At 60.1% G+C, this 15,958-nt stretch carries 20 protein-coding genes and 2 pseudogenes; 8 read left to right on the top strand and 14 right to left on the bottom strand.

Features of this window, described 5'->3' with window-relative positions:
• Positions 1 to 21 precede the first annotated feature (21 nt).
• The gene (locus tag NCT32_RS20760; RefSeq protein ID WP_061120480.1) at positions 22 to 660 is read right to left on the bottom strand and encodes a YceI family protein; all 639 of its coding nucleotides are present in this window, start codon (positions 658 to 660) and stop codon (positions 22 to 24) included.
• 183 nt (positions 661 to 843) lie between these two features.
• On the opposite strand from NCT32_RS20760, the gene NCT32_RS20755 reads away from it, so the two are divergent.
• Positions 844 to 1,362: a hypothetical protein gene (locus tag NCT32_RS20755; protein ID WP_061120421.1), complete on the top strand. Its 519-nt coding sequence runs from the start codon at positions 844 to 846 to the stop codon at positions 1,360 to 1,362.
• 249 nt (positions 1,363 to 1,611) lie between these two features.
• On the opposite strand, the gene NCT32_RS20750 is transcribed toward NCT32_RS20755, so the two are convergent.
• The 4 genes from NCT32_RS20750 to NCT32_RS20735 all read right to left on the bottom strand — a co-directional run bounded on the left by NCT32_RS20750 (position 1,612) and on the right by NCT32_RS20735 (position 4,943).
• Positions 1,612 to 2,346, bottom strand: coding sequence for an oxidoreductase (locus NCT32_RS20750; RefSeq protein WP_250490502.1), 735 nt, complete (start codon positions 2,344 to 2,346; stop codon positions 1,612 to 1,614).
• A gap of 152 nt (positions 2,347 to 2,498) precedes the next feature.
• Positions 2,499 to 3,347 (bottom strand): SDR family oxidoreductase, encoded by an 849-nt coding sequence (locus NCT32_RS20745; RefSeq protein ID WP_061120420.1) that lies wholly within the window; start codon positions 3,345 to 3,347, stop codon positions 2,499 to 2,501.
• 41 nt (positions 3,348 to 3,388) lie between these two features.
• The gene (locus tag NCT32_RS20740) at positions 3,389 to 4,150 is read right to left on the bottom strand and encodes an SDR family NAD(P)-dependent oxidoreductase (protein WP_061120419.1); all 762 of its coding nucleotides are present in this window, start codon (positions 4,148 to 4,150) and stop codon (positions 3,389 to 3,391) included.
• Positions 4,151 to 4,202: 52 nt separating this feature from the next.
• Complete coding sequence (locus tag NCT32_RS20735; RefSeq protein ID WP_086961406.1) at positions 4,203 to 4,943, bottom strand: SDR family oxidoreductase; 741 nt, start codon at positions 4,941 to 4,943, stop codon at positions 4,203 to 4,205.
• Between the two features lie 279 nt (positions 4,944 to 5,222).
• Here NCT32_RS20735 and NCT32_RS20730 point away from each other — a divergent pair, with 279 nt between their 5' ends.
• Positions 5,223 to 6,116 carry an AraC family transcriptional regulator gene (locus NCT32_RS20730; protein ID WP_061120418.1) on the top strand — a complete coding sequence of 298 codons (894 nt, stop codon included), beginning with the start codon at positions 5,223 to 5,225 and terminating at the stop codon, positions 6,114 to 6,116.
• Here NCT32_RS20730 and NCT32_RS20725 read toward each other — a convergent pair.
• Both NCT32_RS20725 and NCT32_RS37625 read right to left on the bottom strand, forming a co-directional pair.
• On the bottom strand, positions 6,078 to 6,746 hold the full coding sequence (locus NCT32_RS20725; RefSeq protein ID WP_250490501.1) for an NADP-dependent oxidoreductase: 669 nt from the start codon (positions 6,744 to 6,746) through the stop codon (positions 6,078 to 6,080). The two genes, NCT32_RS20730 and NCT32_RS20725, sit on opposite strands and share 39 nt — an antisense overlap.
• 28 nt (positions 6,747 to 6,774) lie before the next feature.
• Positions 6,775 to 6,837: pseudogene (locus NCT32_RS37625) on the bottom strand (hypothetical protein); the annotation flags it as partial.
• A 315-nt stretch (positions 6,838 to 7,152) separates the two neighbouring features.
• Here NCT32_RS37625 and NCT32_RS20720 point away from each other — a divergent pair.
• Positions 7,153 to 7,509 carry a hypothetical protein gene (locus tag NCT32_RS20720; protein ID WP_061120417.1) on the top strand — a complete coding sequence of 119 codons (357 nt, stop codon included), beginning with the start codon at positions 7,153 to 7,155 and terminating at the stop codon, positions 7,507 to 7,509.
• 7 nt (positions 7,510 to 7,516) lie between these two features.
• On the opposite strand, the gene NCT32_RS20715 is transcribed toward NCT32_RS20720, so the two are convergent.
• The 4 genes from NCT32_RS20715 to NCT32_RS20695 form a co-directional block, all read right to left on the bottom strand.
• Complete coding sequence (locus NCT32_RS20715; RefSeq protein ID WP_061120416.1) at positions 7,517 to 9,325, bottom strand: L-lactate permease; 1,809 nt, start codon at positions 9,323 to 9,325, stop codon at positions 7,517 to 7,519.
• 716 nt (positions 9,326 to 10,041) lie between these two features.
• Positions 10,042 to 10,581, bottom strand: coding sequence for a hypothetical protein (locus NCT32_RS20705; protein WP_061120477.1), 540 nt, complete (start codon positions 10,579 to 10,581; stop codon positions 10,042 to 10,044).
• Between the two features lie 33 nt (positions 10,582 to 10,614).
• On the bottom strand, positions 10,615 to 11,172 hold the full coding sequence (locus NCT32_RS20700; protein WP_061120415.1) for a hypothetical protein: 558 nt from the start codon (positions 11,170 to 11,172) through the stop codon (positions 10,615 to 10,617).
• Between the two features lie 26 nt (positions 11,173 to 11,198).
• Complete coding sequence (locus tag NCT32_RS20695) at positions 11,199 to 11,768, bottom strand: hypothetical protein (protein ID WP_061120414.1); 570 nt, start codon at positions 11,766 to 11,768, stop codon at positions 11,199 to 11,201.
• A 229-nt stretch (positions 11,769 to 11,997) separates the two neighbouring features.
• Here NCT32_RS20695 and NCT32_RS20690 point away from each other — a divergent pair, with 229 nt between their 5' ends.
• A complete protein-coding gene (locus NCT32_RS20690; RefSeq protein ID WP_061120413.1) occupies positions 11,998 to 12,729 on the top strand; it encodes a hypothetical protein in 732 nt (243 codons plus the stop codon).
• 71 nt (positions 12,730 to 12,800) lie between these two features.
• On the opposite strand, the gene NCT32_RS20685 is transcribed toward NCT32_RS20690, so the two are convergent.
• Positions 12,801 to 13,304, bottom strand: coding sequence for a hypothetical protein (locus tag NCT32_RS20685; protein ID WP_061120412.1), 504 nt, complete (start codon positions 13,302 to 13,304; stop codon positions 12,801 to 12,803).
• Positions 13,305 to 13,721: 417 nt separating this feature from the next.
• Here NCT32_RS20685 and NCT32_RS20680 point away from each other — a divergent pair, with 417 nt between their 5' ends.
• The gene (locus NCT32_RS20680; protein ID WP_061120411.1) at positions 13,722 to 13,913 is read left to right on the top strand and encodes a hypothetical protein; all 192 of its coding nucleotides are present in this window, start codon (positions 13,722 to 13,724) and stop codon (positions 13,911 to 13,913) included.
• 153 nt (positions 13,914 to 14,066) lie between these two features.
• Here NCT32_RS20680 and NCT32_RS20675 read toward each other — a convergent pair whose 3' ends face one another.
• Both NCT32_RS20675 and NCT32_RS20670 read right to left on the bottom strand, forming a co-directional pair.
• The gene (locus NCT32_RS20675) at positions 14,067 to 14,339 is read right to left on the bottom strand and encodes a hypothetical protein (RefSeq protein ID WP_061120410.1); all 273 of its coding nucleotides are present in this window, start codon (positions 14,337 to 14,339) and stop codon (positions 14,067 to 14,069) included.
• Between the two features lie 226 nt (positions 14,340 to 14,565).
• Positions 14,566 to 14,827, bottom strand: a pseudogene (locus NCT32_RS20670) (hypothetical protein); the annotation flags it as partial.
• Between the two features lie 289 nt (positions 14,828 to 15,116).
• Between NCT32_RS20670 and NCT32_RS20665 the strand changes: the two are divergent.
• From NCT32_RS20665 to NCT32_RS20655, 3 genes are all read left to right on the top strand, one after another.
• Positions 15,117 to 15,338 carry a hypothetical protein gene (locus NCT32_RS20665; protein ID WP_061120408.1) on the top strand — a complete coding sequence of 74 codons (222 nt, stop codon included), beginning with the start codon at positions 15,117 to 15,119 and terminating at the stop codon, positions 15,336 to 15,338.
• A gap of 140 nt (positions 15,339 to 15,478) precedes the next feature.
• Positions 15,479 to 15,688 carry a dodecin gene (locus NCT32_RS20660; RefSeq protein WP_061120407.1) on the top strand — a complete coding sequence of 70 codons (210 nt, stop codon included), beginning with the start codon at positions 15,479 to 15,481 and terminating at the stop codon, positions 15,686 to 15,688.
• A gap of 23 nt (positions 15,689 to 15,711) precedes the next feature.
• Entirely contained in the window at positions 15,712 to 15,927 is a 216-nt protein-coding gene (locus NCT32_RS20655) for a hypothetical protein (protein WP_143756389.1), read from the top strand.
• The last annotated feature ends 31 nt before the right edge of the window (positions 15,928 to 15,958 follow it).

Below are 15,958 nucleotides of genomic sequence, written 5' to 3'. Positions count from 1 at the left end.
ACGCTGCTCGTCATTGGCTTGTCATTGAGCAGAAACAGCCGGCGCTTTCGAAAATTCGGCCTGAATGGCGACGTGCACATCGTCGCCGACGGCTGGATACCACGTCGTCAATCCGAACTTCGCGCGGCTGAAATGTCCATCGGCTGAAAAGCCCAGCGTTTCCTGCTTCGTAAGCGGATTGACCGCATGCCCGTTGAAGGTCACGTTCAGCGTAACGGGCTTCGTCGTGCCGCGTATCGTCAGGTCGCCCGTCAATACACCTTTGTCGTCGCCCGTGCGCTGAAAAGCCGTGCTGACGAAAACGATGCTCGGATACCGCTCGACATCGAACATGTCCGGCCCTTTCAACATGCGGTCGAGTAGCGGCACGTTGGTGTTGACGCTCGACGCGTCGATGGTCGCACGCACCGAGCTTCGCGACATGCCGTCCGCATTCCAGTCGAGTTGCGCGGTTGTCCTGTCGAATCGGATGACGAAGCGCGAGTAGTGAAAATGATCGACGTCGAAGCTTACGTTCCAGTGATGCGGATCGAGCTGATAACGTCCCGGCGGCACGCTCGATTCGCTCGACGACACATGATGCGTAACGACCTGCAGCGGCGTGCACGCCGTCAGCGCGGCCGCCGCCAGAAAAGGAACGAGACACTTATAAACGTTCATCGCGCTTTGCCTCGGATACACGTACAAGAAAATTTCGACAAGTTTCGCCGAGATCATGAAAGCGTGCGCAAGCCGTCACGCGCTTTTCGTCAGCACACACAAAAATGCGGCGATCAGGTAGAGTTCGCCTCGACCTCCATCTCAAAAAAGGCGCCATCGCCTGCGCGCGACGGCGGAGAACCCATGCGCACATGGCTGTCCCGTTTCCGAACCTTCCGCGCGCACGTGTTGACGGCCGTCGCCGTCGCCGCGTCGGCCTGGACACCAGCCGCGCACGCGAGCTGGTGTGGAGACGGCCTCTGGATCGACGCGATGGTCGCTTCGCATCACTTTCATCCGGACAAGGATTTCGAGCAGTTCAATCCCGGCATCGGCGCGGAATGCTGGGTCGCGCCGCAATGGGCGGTAACGGGCGGCTACTTCCGCAATTCGCTGTCGAAGCCATCGTTCTATGGCGGCGGCGTCTGGGGCCCGGACTTTCTTCACTGGAACTACATCAGGCTCGCCGTGATGGCCGGCCTCATCTCCGGCTACGACTACGGCAGTTATGGCATCGGGCATAACCATATGGTCGGGCCCGTGGCCGCGCCGCTCATCATGCTCGAATACAAGCACGTCGGCGCGAATATCATTCTGATTCCGCCGATACCGTCGAGCGATCTCCCATTCACGCTGGGCTTCATGCTCAGAATGAAATTCTAGGGAATCCTCAGCGAGACAATAAAGTGTCGACTTTTCGGAAACCTCATTAGAACGCCAATATTGTGGCGATGTTTCACTTCTCTTTTGAAATGGCCGTCTGGCGCGTTGTCACGACGGGCGCGCAGGTCCTTGCAAAAAAACCGGGGGGAACCAAGATCCGACAAAAAGCTGCTTCGTCGTCTGAACATGTCAGTAGGTGCCCAAAATGAAAGTATCGACTTTCCGCGCTCATGCGGGACTCGCGGTTGGTCATAAGACTCTCGAGCTCGATTGGGCGGCAAGCGCTGCTTCTCGAGTTGCTTCGGCAGCACGCGCCGGGTTGCCCCGCTGGTGCCCTACCGAGGCGTGATAAGCGCGGCGAGCGTCGCCGGCCGTGCGGTCATAATCTTCGATGATAGTTTGAGCTTCACCTGAGGAACTCGGCCATTCCGTTCGAAAGCCGCTTGGCTCGACGGTCATGATCTTGATGCCTAATGGTTCGACCTCTTTGCGGAGCGTGTCCGACAGTCCCTCCACGGCAAACTTGCTGGCACAGTAGTAACCGACGCCCGTAAACCCGACCATTCCGCCGATCGAAGTCAGGTTGACGATCATTCCGCTGCGGCGCGCGCGCATCCCGGGCAACACAGCATGAATCATATTTGCAGTGCCGAAGAAATTTACCTCGAGCAGTCGCCGCGCGTCGGATTCCGCGGTTTCTTCCACCGCTCCGAAAAAGCCGATACCCGCATTGTTGATCAGAACATCGATCCGGGCGAAATGTGCTTCTGCGGCTTCGACCACTTTCCGGCACTGCTCCCGATCTGTGACATCCAAGGGTAGAACAATCGCATCCCCCTTCCATTGCAATTCGGCGATCGTTTCCGACTTGCGGGCGGTAGCGACGATCTTATCGCCGCTATTGAGAAGATGTTCAGCGATAAAGCGCCCGAAACCAGTCGAGCAGCCGGTCACGAGCCATACTTTTGACGTTTCGTTTCTCATGGTTCCTGTTCCTTGAGACAAATGCGATTGCAAAAGAGCGCATCTGGTAGTCGCAGGGCGCAACAGCCTATGGCTGTTGCAGCACCAAAGAAATGAACTAGCCGGTGGTAAGCACCAGCGCCTCCTTCAGTACCGGAGGCTTTCGCCAGGACTCAGTCCGCGAAGTCGGTGGCTTCGGAAGAGCCCCTCCACGCGTCGAGATCCTGAGCGACTGCTTTGGCCTTGACTGCTGCGAGGTCGTTGGCGATCCTGCCGGCGAACAGATGCAAGGGCGGTGTCTCGACACTGGCTGCCTGGATGATCAGCAGTGCCAGCTTGTCTGGGTCTCCCGCCTGATGGCCGTGCAGCGTGTCCAGGTGCAGGTCGAGCGACGCCTTCGCCTCCGAATAATCGTCGATCTGCCGCTTTGCCACTGCCAGCGCCCCGTTCGACAGGAAGTCGGTGCGGACCGGGCCCGGATACACCACCGTAGCGCGAATGCCGAGTTCAGCAACTTCGGCGGCCAGCGACTCCGTCAAACCCGCCAGCGCGAACTTGCTCGAAACGTAGCTGCCCCAGCCGGCATATCCGCCCTGGTAGCCAACAATCGACGAGATGTTGATGATGTGTCCGCTGCGCTGCCTGCGCAGATGCGGCAGCGCATGGCGCAGTACAGCCGCTGGGGCAAAGAAGTTAACTTCGAAATTCTGACGAAGCTCACCTTCGGACAGTGCCTCGACCGTTCCTTGCTGAGCATATCCGGCGTTATTCACGACCACATCGATGGCGCCAAATGTCTGCACGGACTTCTCGATTGCCTGTCGGATGCTCTGTTCGCTGGTAAGGTCCACTTCGAGCGGAAGGAAGTGGTCGGATGCCTGACCGAACGCTTCCGTCAGCGAAGCTGCGGTGCGCGAGGTCGCGGCCACGCGGTGGCCTTGCTCAAGCAGATGACGGACGAGCTTCTGGCCGACGCCTTTCGATGCACCAGTGATAAACCAGGTACGGGATGCTGATTTCATGATGAAAGTCCTCGAGTAGAAAAGTCGGGTGTGCAATGTCTTTACGGGAGTGCGACGCTCATGCCGCCATCGGCCATCACTACGGCGCCAACCATGAAGCTGGCCTTTTCCGAGGCCAGGAAAGCAATCACCTCTGCAATTTCCTTCGGGTGGGCCGCGCGGCGGATCGGCGCCTTTTTGCCGTGCTCGGCGAGGAATGCCTGACCGTCAGCGTGGATGTGATTGGTGATGTTGGTGATGACGTCGCCCGACCCGACCGCGTTGACGCGAATGCCATGGTCGATGGCTTCCAGCGACAAGGCGCGCGTCAATTGCGCCAGCGCGCCCTTCGAGGCCGCATAGGCTGCGATCGTCGGGAATGCCTGATAGCACGCGTACGAACCCACGTTGACGATGGCGCCGGTCTTTGCCGGCACCATCACGCGCATGGCTTCGCGTGAGAACAGAAACGCACCTGTGGCATTGACTGACTGGATGCTGTTCCAGTCTTCAAGCGACATTTCGACGACGGGCTTGTTGATGATGATCGCGGCATTGTTGACGAGGATGTCGAGCTTGCCGAATCTGTCCACCGCAGCTGCGACAGCCTGCACCGCGCTTTCCTCGCGGGCCACGTCGGCGATGAGGGGCACGATGCCGGGGCGGGCAAGCGCCTCGACATTGGCGCTGCGCCCCACCGCGATTACGTCTGCACCCTGGGCATGGAGCAGTTCCGTAGTCGCCAGGCCAATGCCGCTGGCCGCGCCGGTAACGATCGCGACTTTGCCCGCGAACGTTCCGGTTTCTCGATTGCGTGATGTCATGATGGTTTCCTTGATGGTTGGCCAGATCGGTTGAGTGATAGGTGCCCAACTTTCAGAACGGGCTTGCGGTAGGCCGCACGACTATTTCGCTGACGTCGACATCCGCCGGCTGCTCTACGGCGTAGGCGATGGCGCGAGCGATGGCGTCAGGTGCGATGGCAATGCGGCGGAACTCCTGCATGGCCGACCGTGCGGTGTCGTCGGAAATCGAATCGGCCAGTTCGGACTCCACGACGCCCGGGCAGATCACCGTCACGCGGACCTTGTCGGTCTCCTGACGCAGCCCGTCGGAGATGGCGCGCACGGCAAACTTGGTGGCGCAGTAGACGGCTGCGGTCGGCGTTACGGATAGCCCACCGATCGACGAGATATTGATGATCTGGCCTTGGCCCTGCTGCTCCATGGCCGGCAGGACCGCCGCAATGCCGTGCAGTACGCCACGGATGTTCACGTCAATCATCCGGTTCCACTCGGTTACCTTCAGCGCGTTCAACGGCGACAAGGGCATCACCCCGGCATTGTTGACAAGCACGTCAATGCGGCCAAACGTATCGAGCGCAAAGCGGGCGAAGGCCGCGACGTCCTCGGATGAGGTGACGTCGAGTTCGCGGTAGCGGACGATGCCGCCGGCTGACTGCAGCGACTCCGTCAGCTCGACGAGCCGGTCGGTGCGGCGCGCGCCGATGACAAGCCGATGGCCTTGCGCCGCGAGCAAACGGGCGGCGCCTTCGCCAATGCCGCTGCTTGCGCCGGTGATCAGAATAACTTTGGACTCGGTGGATGAGATTGCCATCTTGCATACTCCTATTGTTGGTTCGAAATTGGCCGCGCCTGTCACTGATAGCGCGGAGGACGACCTTGCCGGAGCTCGGCCTGTTGAACCGCTATGTGTTCATCGGCCGGTGAATGAATGGTAGGAAAGACGGCATCGCAGGCGAATACATGGAGCGATGCCATCGTTGCCTAATCCTATTGATTCGGTTGGCGCATACAGCGGAGGTGAATAAAATGCTGTCTGTCGAAACTTCGGGAGAGCGTGGTGCGAAACAATCGCAATCCGGTTTCCATCCGGATGGTCCGGCTACTGGAGAAACTTGCACCCAGCGAGGGTTACACCCAGTCGGCGCTCGATACCGTGCGGCTGATGCGATCTGATCGCCCGCTCGGGCGCACGCCCGTTTTGTACGAGCCGAGCATCGTGATCGTTTGCCAGGGGCGCAAGCTTGGATTCCTTGGCAACGAGGTGTACGTCTACGATGCGCAGCACTATCTCGTGCTGTCCGTCCCCCTACCGTTCTCGACGGAAACGCAGGCCTCGCCGGACGAGCCAATGCTTGCGGTATCAATCCGGCTGGACCTGCTCGAACTGAGCGAGCTCATCGCGCACATCGGTGCGGCTAGGCAGCATCCCGAAGCGGCGCCAGCAGGCATCGTCTCCACACCGCTGGACGACAAGCTCGCGGGCGCGACAATACGGTTGCTGGAAGCGTTGACTGAGCCGCTCGATGCACAGGTACTGGGGCCGGCGATCGTGCGCGAAATCTGCTATCGCGTACTCACTGGCGAGCAGGGTGCGGCAATGCGTGCGGCGCTGGCACATCACGGCCGCTTCGGACGAGTGGCGCGGGCACTCAAGCGGATCCACACCGAATATGCGGAGCCGCTCAACGTCGCGCGTCTTGCCGAGGAAGCGGGCATGAGCGTTCCCGCGTTTCACGCTAATTTCCGTACGGTGACCCAGACATCGCCGATCCAGTACATCAAGTCCACCCGCCTTCATCAGGCGCGCCTCATGATGATCCGTGATGGTGTGACTGCGGCGGCGGCAGCCGGACGCGTTGGGTACGAAAGCGCGTCTCAGTTCAGCCGGGAGTTCAAGCGCCTGTTTGGCCGGACACCGGTCGAAGAGGTGCGGGACATGCGCGAATCATTTACGCTCTCGCCGGCGGTCCGCTTCGGGACCTGAGCTTCGATAAGCGCCCATATCGAGTATCACCTTCCCGCGCACGTGGCCGCTCATGCTCCGTGCAAGAGCATGGCTTGCCTTTGGAAAAGGGAAGACCGAATCGATGTGCGTGCCCAATTGGCCTGAGCCATGGAGGGCGGCTAACGTTGTAAGCAGCGCTTCATCGGCGCGCGTGGCGAAGTTTTTGCCGGTGGCACCGACATGGTTGCCAAGGACTGGGTCCGGCTTGCTGACGGTAGACGCTAGTGTTCCTCCCGGCTTCAGCACGGACCACGATCGGGCCTGCGTATCGCCACCCACCAGGTCCAGCACCACATCAAATTTCGATGTGCGCGCCGCAAAATGTTCTCGGTTGTAGTCGATCACGTCCGTGGCGCCGAGGCTTTGCACGTAGTCCCGATTGCCGGCCGACGCGGTGGCGCTCACGTGGGCGCCCGCCAGTCTCGCAAGTTGCACAGCGACGCTGCCCACACCACCTGCTGCGGCATGAATCAGAACTGTCTGACCGGCCTGCAACGCGCCATACTCGTGCAGCGCCTGCCAGGCCGTTGAGCGACGCAGCGGGAACCGCAGCCGCCTCGAGGAAACCAAGGGACGCCGGTTTGCGCGCAAGCCGGGCAGCGTCGACAACAGCGCGCGTGGCGAAGGCACCGACGATGCCGATAAACCCCATCACCTCGTCGCCTGGTGCCAGCGTGGTGACGTTGCGTCCTACCGCGATGACGGTGCCCGCAACATCGACGCCGGGCGTGAACGGTAACCGCAGCGGTATGAACGGCGATCGAAATATTCGCGCAGGTGCGCGATCCGGCCATTACGGGCGGTGAGGAAGACGACGTACTACTGCCGGTCGACGTTTCATTGGGCAGACACGTGGTCGTCTTGCTATCTGTATCTCATTGCCATGCGAGGAGGGGCACTTGCGGTGCGACGGCGATTCCACTCACTCACGTGATGTCCAGTCCATTCTCGTTATATAAGGTTCCGGTGCGCATTCTCTTGTGTCGCTGGTGAACGTGACAAGTCGCTCGAGGCCATGATCGAGCATGAGCAGTACGGGCATCTCCGACTACTCAATGACTTCCGCAACTATCTTGCGATCCAGCGGGACATGTCGCGCCGCGAGTTGGTGGGGCGTTCGCTGAGTGACGCGGGCTACACCGGCAAGAATGTCGCCGGCAGGGCGCACGTCAGCGTCAAAAGCGGTGCGACCGTGACCAACGGTCAGATGGTCGCGATGAGCATGCCGGGCTACCTAGACGCGAAGAGCGGCCCGCGTCCCGCCTACGCATGCTTCGTCATTAACGCGGGGCCGGTGCAGGCGCTCACCGACATGCTCGAAATCTTCGACGACGAGGCGAAGATACTCGGCATCGTTTACGCGCGTTATTGAGCTGGCGTCATTGCGGCGGCACCGGAATCATCCACGGAAACACATACGCCTGCAGCATCGCAATCACGCCGATCACCGCCGCGCCCGCGATCGAATGGAAGAACACGGTCCGGAAGATCGGCCCGAGCGCAAAAGCGCGTTCCTTGGGATCGTCGTAGCACGCGGCGCATGCGACCATGATCGATTGCGCATCGATCATCTTGCCCATCACGCCGCCCGTCGAATTCGTCGCGACGATCAGGATTGGATTCAGGTTGAGCTGTTGCGCGGTGATGCGCTGCAAACTGCCGAAGAGCGCGTTCGACGCCGTGTCCGAACCGGTCAGGAACACGCCGAGCCAACCGAGGAACGCCGCGAAGAACGGGTAGAACACGCCCGCGCCCGTGAAAGCGAGTCCGAGCACCGCGTCGGTGCCCGAGTAGCGCGTAAGAAAGCCGAGGCCCAGCACCTGCGCGATCACCAGCACGGGAATCTTCATGCGGCGCATGGTCTGCATGAAGGCGTCCTTCCATTGCACGGCGGACAGACGCAGCACGAAGCCCGACAGCATGGCCGCGACGAACACGCCGGTGCCCGCCGCCGATAGCCAGTTGATCGTGAAGCGGGCCGCTTCCGCTTTGGCGTTGACGGGCGCGACCGGCGGCATCCGATGCACGAGGTTGTGCAGCGCGGGCATGTCCCAGACGGGCAAGGACAGCGTGCCTTTGAAGGGCGAGCCGAGGAGCGTCGTCGAGAAGGTGACACCGGCGAACAGGCTGTTGAGGAATTTCTTGAATTCGGGCACGCCCCACAGCGCGCAACACGCGATCAGAATCACCCAGGGCATCCACGCATACACGGTTTCGCCGACAGAGTATTTGTACTTCCACTCCGACTTGTCGGTCGCGACCGTGGCCGTGCTCTTGCCCTGCCGCGCGAGCGCCTCGCGCTCGGACCTGAGCAGAAAGCGCGTCTTCGGATGCCAGACGAAGCGCAGGAACAGCGCCGTGCAGATCACCGAAAACACGCCCGACACCACATCGGTCATCAGATGGAGCGCGTGACTTCCGGACGCGTAAAACTGCATCAGCGCGAACGATCCGCCCGCGCACAGCATCGCCGGCCAGACTTCGAAGACTTCCTTCCAGGATCCGCCCTCCATCTTCACGAAGGTCGCGACGAGCCAGAACGGCACGAGCAGCGATACGAACGGCAACTGGTGGCCGGCCATCGCGGAGAGCGTGACCTGATCGAGCTCGCTCACGGCGGCGAGCGTGACGATCGGCGTGCCGATCGCGCCCCACGCGACCGGCGCCGTATTCGCGAGCAGGTTGAGCACGGCGGACTGAAACGGCCTGAAGCCGAGCCCGACCATCACCGCGCCGGCGATCGCCACGGGCGTGCCGAATCCGGACGTGCCTTCGATGATCGCGCCGAACGAAAACGCAATCAGCACGCATTGCAGCCTGCGGTCGAACGAGATATGGACGATCGATTCCTTGACGATCTCGAACTTGCCGGTGACGACGCTCATCGTGTAAAGGAACATCGCGGCCAGCACGATCCAGATGATGCCGAGAAAACCGGACAGCGAGCCGAGCGCGAACGCCGACACCGCCGAGGCCACCGGCATCCGGAACACCAGACAGGAGACGATGAACGCGGCGATCACGCCGAACAACGCCGCGTAAGGCGCTGAAATGCCGAGATGGACGTTGCCCTGCGAATCGCGATGGCGATGCAGCGCGATGAAGTAGAGCAGCGTCAGAATGGGGATGGCCGCGACGATCGTCGAAAGGAATACGTTGCCCAACGGGTTGTAGGTCTGCTGGTACATGTCGTTTCCTTTTTCGGTCTTAGGATTCGAACGCTGCCCGCAGTCCAGACGAGACTTCACGCCGGCGGGAAGTGCGAGCACCCGGGCAACAACCTGTTCCTTACAGATTTACTACCGATTCTTTGAGGTATAGCGGGGGGAAGGGTCGAATGCAAGTTTTGCGGCGGCCCGCGGGGAGGCTCGACGAAAACTTCCGAAGGCCGCAGTGGTGCCGTAGGGTCCACCCTCACTCAACGGGAGGGAGGTTCGCAGGTTTGCTAGAGCGCCTGTCAGCATGGGGAACGATTGATAAGGGACGTCGCGGTGCCGTCACCGGACAGCAGAAGGGCCGCATCTGGATGCCGCCCCCGAAACAGGCTCAGAGCTTGCTATCTATTCCAACACGGGAGGTCTTCATGTTCAAACTCTTCGGTCTTTTGACCCTTGCCGTAGCGTTCTCCGGATGCGTTGCCGCTCCGCCGTACGGCTACAGCGAGCCCGTATATGGACCCGGCTACTACGCGCCGGGCCCCAGCATCGGCGTTGGCATTGGCGGTGGCAGCTTTGGATCGGGAGTGGGCGTCGGCGTAGGCGTCGGGTTCTGAGCTGGACGCATTCCTGATACCAATGGCTCCTCAGTCGCGGGACATCGAGCAGCTTCCTGAATACCGTGCCTCTCTCGCGCTTCGGGCCGTTTATGGCCTGCCTGCAACGGGCAGCGATAGAAGTCACGCTTGTCAATATCGGATTCTGAGCGGCTCCGGATGATCACGGGTAATGACGAGCTTCGCGGCTGCGGGGTACCCCGCGATCGTCAAAGGGCTCGGATATTGGTTGCATACGGGCGGACCGGTGCCCCCGAAGCTGGAGCGGACGGTCAAGGGCACCGCCGGACCTGCGGAGGCGAAGTACACCGTGACCTCGCCACCCCGTCTGACCGGAATCGCGAACCGGGGTCCCCACGCGGACAGGATGACGGGATCGCCGCTGCAATCCGTCGACGTGAATTGGCCGGACGAAACAGCGAGCCATTGGAAATCGGTCGCGGAGAAGTGGAAGCTCGCGTCCTGGATCCGCGTGATGGGCACGACGGTGGTCGCGTCCCCGGCCGTGAACGCGACACCGTTTTGACCGCTGAAACTTGCGAGATTGCCGATCACGCGTCCGTTCGCATCGAAGACTCTTAGGAGGCGATGTTTCGCGTGATGCGCAGAATCGTCCGCAAGCGGCGCGATCGTATAGAGCGCGAACAGTGCTCCAGCCAGGAAGCGTTTCATATCGGCCTCCATGAGGACCGCACTCCGACCGCATCAGAAGACGATGCGCAACGGTTCGGGATGACGCTGAGTCAGCGGATACGTGCTTCTGACCGCCCAATACAGCGAGCCTTGGTCGTACGGCGTCGGGCTGCATGAGGTCGCGCCGGAACCATCCGTCTGCCTCAACGACCACACATGCACATTGCCGGAATACCCCTCGACGGCGGTATAAACCGTCACGTCGACACCGTCTCTGACCGCGATGGACGGCGTTGGACTGGCCGATAAGGGAACCAACACGCTTCCGCTGCAGTCGGCCGACGCGTACCCGACGGACGGATAGCCGACCCATTCGTACTCCGATGCCGAGTACTGGGACGGACCGATGCGCTTGTGATCGACGATGACGAACACGGGCTCGCCGTCTATCGCGATATACACGCCGACGACGCCCGCGAAAAACGCCAGCGGTCCGACCGCGCGCCCTTGCGCGTCGTACACCATTGGCAGGCGCGCTTCGTCGCGCGCATCGCGTCCCCGGTCAACGCGCCCGCCTGCGGCACTCAGACTAGCGCACAAGATGAGCAGCATAACGAGGAATCGTCCCACGACGCGTCTCCGTCTATCGCAGCTGGTCAATAGCCGATCGTCAGCGGCTCGGGATAATGGGCCGTCAGCGGATAACTCGTCTCCGCGGTGAACGCGGGCACGGGCGCGGTCGAAGGCGGCATGTGACCGATGACCGGAGGCGGCTTGCACGTCGTTCCGTCGGACACCGCGACGATCTGCGCCGGCGACGAGACGGTATCGCCCGCGATCAGGAGCGTGACCTCGGCGCCATTTCTCATCGCGATGGAAGGACGCGGGCCGCTCCAAGGAGAGATGATCGGCGAACCGCTGCAGTCGGTGGTCGAATACTGGAACGGGCCGAACGTCTTCCACTGGAATCTCGACGAATCGGTGTCGTTGACATCGATGCGCAGCCATGTCACGGCGGCGAAGACGATCGCGCCGTCTACATCGAGATAAACGCCGTCACCGCTGCGATCCGACGCGAGCCGTCCGACAAGTTTGCCGTTCGCATCAAACACCTTGAGGACGCGCTGATTGTCGCGTCGTTGACGCTCGCGAGCGTCGTCCGCATCCGCATGTAGCGACATCGCGCTCATGAATAACCCGACCATGAGAAGGAGCAAGCGCCGCATGAGCGTCTCCTCTGACCGATGCCGTCCGCACGGCTTGCGGCCCGGATCTGTCTGCTCAATCAGGATAGGCTCGCGATGCCTTCATTTCAAGGACGATGCATGCCCACGCCGGGTTGTCGACGCCCAGAAGCAATGGACATCAATACCTGGATCGTCGAAAATCGCAGCACGTGCATCGACGGTCTGACCGAGCCTGGACAATGTAAGTTGCCCAAGAAAGGAGCGCATCATGCCCGCCCTATCCCTTTCGAGCGGTACAGTAGTCAACGAGATTGCGGAACGCATCTATCGCATCTCCACTCCAGTCGAAATCCCCGGCGGTGGAGGATTCTCGTTCAACCAGTATCTAATCGACGACGACGAACCCCTGCTATTTCACACCGGCCTGCGCAGGATGTTTCCCGTCGTCCGTGAAGCAGTCGAGCGCATAGTACCAATCGATCGACTGCGCTATATCGGTTTCTCCCATTTCGAGGCCGACGAATGCGGCGCACTCAACGAGTTTCTCGCGGTCGCGCCGCGTGCGGAGCCACTGTGCGGCCAAGTCGCGGCCATGGTTTCAGTTAGCGATTATGCCGACCGGCCGCCACGCGCGCTCAGTGATGACGAGACGATCTCGCTCGGGCAGCACAGCGTGCGGTGGCTTGATACGCCGCATCTACCGCACGCGTGGGAATGCGGATTTCTCATGGAGACTGCGTCGGCAACGCTGCTCTGTGGGGACTTGTTTACCCAAGGCGGTTCGCATCCCCCGCCACTTACCGAGGGTGACATCCTCGAACCCAGCGAAACGTTCCGTCAAAAGATGGATTACTTCTCACACACCAGGTACGCCCGCCAAATGCTAGAACGCCTTGCTGCATTGCAGCCGACAACGCTGGCCTGCATGCACGGCAGCGCTTGGCATGGCGATGGTGCGGCCTTGTTGCGCGCGCTCGCTGACAGCGTCGAACGCGCCTGACTAAAGTGCGGCGCAGAAGAGCGAGAGACAGCAAGCGGCCAATTTTTCCAGCCTGTCGAATACTCGGGGGTTCAACGTGACGGTTGCGCGAAGGGGTTGATTAGCTGCACCTTCTTTCGGTCTTCTACTCGCTCGAGCAGTTGCACCTTGCCCCAATCGGCGCACAGTGCTTCCAGTTCCCGCACTACGTTTGATTCCAGTGCCTGCAATCCCGCGTCGCCCTGGAAGTTCGATTTGAATGCGTGGAGGAGGCGGTGCTGAAGAAGGCGTGTCACGTCCTCAATTCGTCCGGGCGCGTTCGAGTCAGCGAACAAGACCGTCTCGGGCGAGAACGGGTCGTAGTAAATCAAGTTTGGATACTCGGCGTTCACCGCAACCTTGGGCTCATCACTGACTAGCAATGAGCCGAGCAGTTGGACAGAGCCTTTCATGCCCTTGGGCGTTTTGAAAACCCATAGGCGCTTCGGCAACCGCTCCTTGAGTTCAGCTATCTTCGCGCTGTTGGAGCCGAAGTAGCCGACCTGACCGTTCTTCAAGTCCGGCTCGAACTTCTGCCAATAGTAAAAGATATCCATTTCCCGCCTGTCCGCCTTTGTCGGTTAGTCATTTGCGACGACGTAATGGTACCAACAGCGTACTCCGAGTTCGGGAGATGATTACAGAGTCCTCGCGTATACCCGCACTGGGGGTGAGAGGCCGTGTCCGGCGATTCAGAGGGTTGGTCCTCGCTCCGACGGCCATCGCCTGGTGTTTCCACGTTGCCAACAGAAGCTTTGTGATGTGTCGCAATCCATCACACACTTCGCTGCCGCGACCTGACGGAGTGAAAAAGAGGATTCCAGATTTGCCATTTGTAAACAGTAAGTTGGGCCCGTTCGTAGTGACAGGATTGAGCTTGGCACAGAACGTGTCTATAGCTAAGCGAGCGCAGATGCGAGCCGCTCAATCACAATCCCGTTCCTTACCCCACATTACTTTTAGGGTGAATCGAAATGAGCACGCTGACTATTGTTGACCTTCGCCAGGAAAAGGAACTGTCTCGTACCGAGATGGCCCGTGTCGTAGGTGGGCATGATGTGGAGAAAGAAAAAGCACTTGTTGAAGCCTACCGTGTTATCCACGACATAAACACACTGGAAAATACGCCCGACCCAGCCCCTGCCCACGTTGGCATGAAGCTGTGATTATCGACCCTTGAGAAAGGGCATGGGTTGTCCTCAAGGGAATGCGTGCCGCGTGGCGTAGCAGCTGCACCGATACGTCACGCGGCGCTTGCACGCGAAGTTGCACAGCTAAGACATAAAACCGGCAAATTCAGGAACCGATGGCTTTCGTGGCTACTCCTCGAACGGGTTGCGGGGGTCTTTTGTTTCGGTACTAAGGTTGTACTCGGCACGCACAGCTTTAAGCACGCCCTCGATGTCGCGCTCGAAGCCGACTGCGTTCCCGAAATTGCTCATGTTCCAATTGCAGCCTGTTTTGTCGGTCTCTTGTAACTGGGGCCGCGGCACACGAATCTTCACTCCATCCTCGACGACTTCTTGCAGTCGATGAATTCGACGGTCGACCTCTTGCTGGAGCCGCGAAGCATTAAGCGTCTTGCGTATCACCCGAGTCTCCTTTTCGAGAATCTGAGCCAGTCTGGCTCATTCGCGGTGTTCCGCGACCTATGATCGACATGCGACTTGCCTGCACAGAACGCTCGATTGGCGCGACAAGGAGCGTGACCAAATTAAGCGCTCTCAGCGCGCGGGTTCGTCCGGTGCATCGTTATGCTGCAAGTTGATGCTCGTAGCAAGGCTGTCTCTATCATCCGATATTGCATACATTGCTTCTGCCTGCGGCCTCGACCTCCGGTGAGGGCTCATCCGTGATTGCGGCAAAAGAAAGTAAGTCGCGTTCTCCAGGCGAGCGCCAGCGCGACCTTCTCGTACTTCGCTTTCTTGATGTTTTCGAAAAAGACATCAACGAGCATCACTGCATGTGTGTAACCGAAGCACTTCACATCATAGTTCACAGGTTTGCCGGCGATTCGGCACTGGTATCGCAGTGGCTTTACCACGTACTTGCCATTCTCCATCACAAGGACTGGCGCATACCCCGTCTGAAGCCGAAAACATCGTCGCTGACTACAACCTCAGCCGAACTCATGAGCTATCCGAATGGTCGTTTCGCGCGTAGGTGTGGGCTCGTTACGGGCCGCCAGCGGCCCGGCACCGCGAAGGGCGTAATGTGCGTAACGCCGGAGACGAGACCGGCAATGTGAATGTCATTATCTGGCCGTCGCTCCTTGAGAAGCAAAGAAGGGAAGCACGCCGCCCGGCTCGGCCGCTCTCCGGAACGCGGCTTGCTTAAGCCTCAAGTGCACATCACACCTGGAGGCACCCATGGCAGGCGACACCGCATACAAGCCCGGCGAAATCGTGAAGGTCAGCGGCATCTACTCGGTCGTACACGAGGACGGCAAGAATACGTTTGAAGTGACCTGTGTGGAGGGAGAGCACTTCCCGCCGACGCGAAGTGGGAAGGGAGCGCATTTCGAACTAAAGTACGCCGCGACGCATGCTCACAAACACGACGAGTTGAAGGGCACGGAGGCGCGCAACTGACATGGGGAACTGGCCATGGCGCATGCCGACAATGGAGACAATCAGCTGCGCCGTGGTTTCGTGCGTCGTACCTAGCGTTGCATTAACGCAATTCAGGCCCGTAACGAGACGGGCGTCTGTTTATCCTGGAGCTGGCTTCAATGTCCGAACACGTCTATAAACTTCTTGAGGTGACCGGTTCGTCCGCGATTTCATCCGACGACGCGGTGCAGGCCGCGCTTGAGAAAGCGTCTGCTACAGTGCACAACCTTGAATGGTTCAACATTCAGGAGGTTCGAGGTCATATTGAAGGCGGAAAAATCCTTCACTGGCAGGTGACGCTCAAGGCAGGCTTCCGCATCGAAGACTGATTGGCTATGTGGAGCAGCCGGGAGTGAAACAAGACGGTGGCGAAGCCGAGGCCATCTTGCGAGTCGCGAATGCAGCGCGAGAGGTGCTATCGGCGGCGGAGGCATTGGAAGAACATGCCAAGGCCAAGAGCAACGAAGGCGCCCGGGCTTTGCACCTGGCGCGCCTCACCGCTGCTGTTGATGACCTTCAATCGGCGCGCGATGCGCTGGACGAGCTTCTCGCCAAGAAGTTACGCTGACTTTGTCCGCAACGCTCGTCACTTTGCGACT

Origin of the sequence: Caballeronia sp. INML2 (assembly GCF_023631365.1) — a bacterium.
Lineage (GTDB): Bacteria > Pseudomonadota > Gammaproteobacteria > Burkholderiales > Burkholderiaceae > Caballeronia > Caballeronia turbans.
The sequence above is the reverse complement of the archived record's forward strand: the minus strand, read 5'-3'. Positions and strand labels throughout refer to the sequence as shown.

Excerpts from the sequence above, each read along its gene's own strand:
- NCT32_RS20760 (WP_061120480.1), bottom strand. The coding sequence starts at position 660 with ATGAACGTTTATAAGTGTCTCGTTCCTTTTCTGGCGGCGGCCGCGCTG.
- NCT32_RS20755 (WP_061120421.1), top strand. The coding sequence starts at position 844 with ATGCGCACATGGCTGTCCCGTTTCCGAACCTTCCGCGCGCACGTGTTG.
- NCT32_RS20750 (WP_250490502.1), bottom strand. The coding sequence starts at position 2,346 with ATGAGAAACGAAACGTCAAAAGTATGGCTCGTGACCGGCTGCTCGACT.
- NCT32_RS20745 (WP_061120420.1), bottom strand. The coding sequence starts at position 3,347 with ATGAAATCAGCATCCCGTACCTGGTTTATCACTGGTGCATCGAAAGGC.
- NCT32_RS20740 (WP_061120419.1), bottom strand. The coding sequence starts at position 4,150 with ATGACATCACGCAATCGAGAAACCGGAACGTTCGCGGGCAAAGTCGCG.
- NCT32_RS20735 (WP_086961406.1), bottom strand. The coding sequence starts at position 4,943 with ATGGCAATCTCATCCACCGAGTCCAAAGTTATTCTGATCACCGGCGCA.
- NCT32_RS20730 (WP_061120418.1), top strand. The coding sequence starts at position 5,223 with ATGGTCCGGCTACTGGAGAAACTTGCACCCAGCGAGGGTTACACCCAG.
- NCT32_RS20720 (WP_061120417.1), top strand. The coding sequence starts at position 7,153 with ATGATCGAGCATGAGCAGTACGGGCATCTCCGACTACTCAATGACTTC.
- NCT32_RS20715 (WP_061120416.1), bottom strand. The coding sequence starts at position 9,325 with ATGTACCAGCAGACCTACAACCCGTTGGGCAACGTATTCCTTTCGACG.
- NCT32_RS20705 (WP_061120477.1), bottom strand. The coding sequence starts at position 10,581 with ATGAAACGCTTCCTGGCTGGAGCACTGTTCGCGCTCTATACGATCGCG.
- NCT32_RS20695 (WP_061120414.1), bottom strand. The coding sequence starts at position 11,768 with ATGCGGCGCTTGCTCCTTCTCATGGTCGGGTTATTCATGAGCGCGATG.
- NCT32_RS20690 (WP_061120413.1), top strand. The coding sequence starts at position 11,998 with ATGCCCGCCCTATCCCTTTCGAGCGGTACAGTAGTCAACGAGATTGCG.
- NCT32_RS20685 (WP_061120412.1), bottom strand. The coding sequence starts at position 13,304 with ATGGATATCTTTTACTATTGGCAGAAGTTCGAGCCGGACTTGAAGAAC.
- NCT32_RS20680 (WP_061120411.1), top strand. The coding sequence starts at position 13,722 with ATGAGCACGCTGACTATTGTTGACCTTCGCCAGGAAAAGGAACTGTCT.
- NCT32_RS20665 (WP_061120408.1), top strand. The coding sequence starts at position 15,117 with ATGGCAGGCGACACCGCATACAAGCCCGGCGAAATCGTGAAGGTCAGC.
- NCT32_RS20660 (WP_061120407.1), top strand. The coding sequence starts at position 15,479 with ATGTCCGAACACGTCTATAAACTTCTTGAGGTGACCGGTTCGTCCGCG.